The 3,180-nt window shown below is 65.7% G+C and carries 2 protein-coding genes; one reads left to right on the forward strand and one right to left on the reverse strand.

Annotation, left to right across the window (positions count from 1 at the left end):
- Nucleotides 1-163 precede the first annotated feature (163 nt).
- Nucleotides 164-2,164: a dehydrogenase E1 component subunit alpha/beta gene (locus QGG75_12130; protein ID MDP6067979.1), complete on the reverse strand. Its 2,001-nt coding sequence runs from the start codon at nucleotides 2,162-2,164 to the stop codon at nucleotides 164-166.
- Between the two features lie 117 nt (nucleotides 2,165-2,281).
- On the opposite strand from QGG75_12130, the gene QGG75_12135 reads away from it, so the two are divergent.
- Nucleotides 2,282-3,172, forward strand: a complete 891-nt coding sequence (locus QGG75_12135; protein MDP6067980.1) for a 3-keto-5-aminohexanoate cleavage protein — start codon at nucleotides 2,282-2,284, stop codon at nucleotides 3,170-3,172.
- Nucleotides 3,173-3,180 lie beyond the last annotated feature (8 nt).

Raw genomic sequence — 3,180 nt, forward strand, 5'->3', positions numbered from 1 at the left:
GCCCGACCGGATATGAGGTGATGCGGCAATGCCGCTCAAAACGTAAACGAGGCCATCCTGTGCGAAGCCTGACGATCACAACCAAACCAAAAGGAGTTCCACCTTGACAACGAGACTCCCATATGAGGGTCAGGGAGGGGGTGTTTTTCGGGCGTTCAGGACACTAACCGATCACCCGCTTGACGGCCTCGACGATGTCGGCCACCTGGGGCGTGGCGGCGCGTTCGAGGTCTTCGTTGTAGGGGATCGGCACCTCGCGGCCGCCCAGCCGCAGCACCGGGGCGTCCAGATCGTCAAAGCCCTTCTCCGCCACCATGGCCGCCACCTCGCCGCCGAAGCCGCCCGTGAGCGGCGCCTCGTGGACCACCACCAGGCGGTTGGTCTTGGCCACCGAGGTCAGGATGGTTTCCGTGTCCAGCGGCTTGATGGTGCGGGGATCGATGACCTCGATGGAGATGCCCTCGCGTTCCAGCAGAGCTGCCGCCGAGAGCGCCCGGTCGACACAGACTTGCGTCGCCACCACGGTGGCGTCGGAGCCCTCGCGCCGGATCGCCGCACGGCCGATGGGGATGGCGTAGGGCTCCGTGGGAACCGCCGAGGGCTCGCCCAGATATAGGAGCTTGTGTTCCAAAAAGATCACCGGATTGTCGTCGCGGATGGCCGAGATCAACAGGCCCTTGGCGTCAAAGGCCGACGACGGTGCGATCACCACCAGGCCGGGCACGTGGTTGAACCAGGCCTCGAAGCTTTGGCTATGTTGCGCCGCCATGCGGATGCCGCTGCCCTGGGGGCCGCGGAAGACGATGGGCACCGTCGGCTTGCCCCCCAGCATGAAGCGAAACTTGGCCGCCTGGTTGACGATGGCGTCCATCATGTAGGTCACGAAGTCGAAGATCTGGATCTCCACGATGGGCCTGAGCCCAGCCGCCGCGGCGCCCACGCCGGCGGCGGAAAAGCCCATTTCGGAAAGCGGCGTGTCGCGCACGCGTTCCGTGCCATAGGCCTCCTTCAGGCCCTTGGTGGCGCCGAAGATGCCGCCGATGCCGGCCACGTCGAGGCCCATCACGAAGACCCGTTCGTCGCGCTCCATCTCCTGGTGCATGGCCTCGTTGATGGCCTCGATGTAGTGGATTTCGCGACTTCCCCGGTCACTGGGCTCGGCCGGCGTCTCGTGCGGCACCGTGACGGCGGCCTCCATCAGCTCGACGCTGGGCGGCGTGCCGCCCTCGGCAAACTCGATGGCGCCGTCGATCTCGCCCTCGACCTCGTCGCGGATGCCGCCCAGCAGTTTCTTGTCGATGCCGTCGCGCTTGAGCAGAATTCGTTCCAAGCGCTTCAGGGGATCGCGCTTTTTCCAGGCCTCGACCTCTTCGTCGGGCCGGTAGGGTGCCAGGTTGGCGCGCATGCTGTGGTCGTCCCAGCGATACGTCAGGGCCTCGATCAGGCTCGGCCCCTCGCCGCCCCGGGCCCGCGCGATGGCCGTCTGCACGGCCTCGTGCACGGCAATGACGTCGTTGCCGTCGATGGTCTGGCCGGGTACCGAGTAGCCCACGGCACGGCGCGAGATCTTGTCGGTCGAGCAGGAATAGCTGAAGGCCGTCGACAGGCCGTAGCGGTTGTTCTCGCAGATGAAGACCAGCGGCAGATTCCAAATGGCGGCCATGTTCATGGTTTCGTGGAACATGCCTTCGTTGGAAGCGCCGTCGCCGAAGAAGCAGATGCCCACGGTGTCGTCGCCGCGGATCTTGGCGGCCAGTGCGGCGCCCGTGCCGATGCCCATGCCGGCCCCGACGATGCCGTTGGCACCGTAGATGTTGCCGTCCAGCGCGGCGATGTGCATGGAGCCGCCGAGGCCGCTGCAATAGCCTTCCTGGTTGCCGAAAAGCTCCGCCATCATCAAATCGAGACGCGCCCCCTTGGCGATGCAGTGGCCGTGGCCGCGGTGGTTGGAGATGAGGAAATCCTGTTCCAGCAGGCTGGCGCCGACGGCCGCGCCGATGGCCTCCTCGCCGACGTAGGAATGCGCCGTGCCCCGCACGTGGCCGCCCTTGAAAAGCTCGGCCGTGCGCTCGTCGAAGCGCCGGATGCGCACCATGGTGCGATAGAGACTCTCGAGAAATCCGTTGCTCAGCTCGGCAACGGCGTCGCTCTTGCTGCTGGCCATGATGCCCCTCTCCCGGCTTTGCTGCTTACCCAAGTCCGACAGCATAGCCTGTACCGCCCTCGGGAACGAAGTGCCAAGCGAGGTGCATGGGCGTATCATGGGGACGGAGGCAGCAGCATGAAAAAACTGATCATCGAGGCCCGGGTCAACGAATACGCCAGCCGCGAGGGCAACGCCCACGTGCCCTGGCTGCCCCCCGAGATCGCCGCCGACGCCGTCGAATGCGGCCAGGCCGGCGCCTCGATCATCCATTTCCACGGCCGCGCCGCCGACGGCCAACCCGACCACGAATTCGAGGCCTACCGCGACACCATCCTCGAGATCCGGGCCGGCAGCGACATCATGGTGCACCCGACGCTGGGTTATGTAACGCTGGACGAGCCGGCCGAGCAGCGCCTCGACAACGTCATGCGGCTGGCAACCGACCCCGCCACCAAGCCCGAGTTCGCGCCCATGGACATGGGCAGCGTCAACGTCGACTGGTACGACCCGGTGGCCAAGGAATTCACCACCAAGGGACTGATCTACCAAAACGCCACCGACACCCTGGAATACTTCGCCCGCAACATCCGGGCCCAGGGCATAAACCCCTATCTGGTGTGCTGGAACATCAGTTTCACGCGCCAGATGACCGCCTTCATGGACATGGGCTTGATCGCCGAACCGGCATTCTGTTTGTTCCTGTTAAGCGACGACATCATGCTGGCGGGCCATCCCGGCACGCCCGACGGCCTGGAAGCCCACACCCGTTTCCTGCCGCCCCACAAGCGGGTGGAGTGGTCGGTATGCAACTACAATGGCGACCTATTGCGCCTGAGCGAAAGCATCATCACCTCGGGCGGCCACATCTCCATTGGGCTGGGCGATTATCCCTACACGGAGCACGGCGCACCGAGCAACGCCGAGCTGGTGCGACGCATCGCCGAGCAGGCCCGCAGCCTGGGCCGCGAGGTCGCCGACGTGGCCGAGACCCGGGCCATGCTGGGCCTGGCCGGGGGCAGGGGCTGACGCGCTAG

It is taken from the genome of Alphaproteobacteria bacterium (assembly GCA_030740435.1).
GTDB lineage: Bacteria > Pseudomonadota > Alphaproteobacteria > UBA2966 > UBA2966.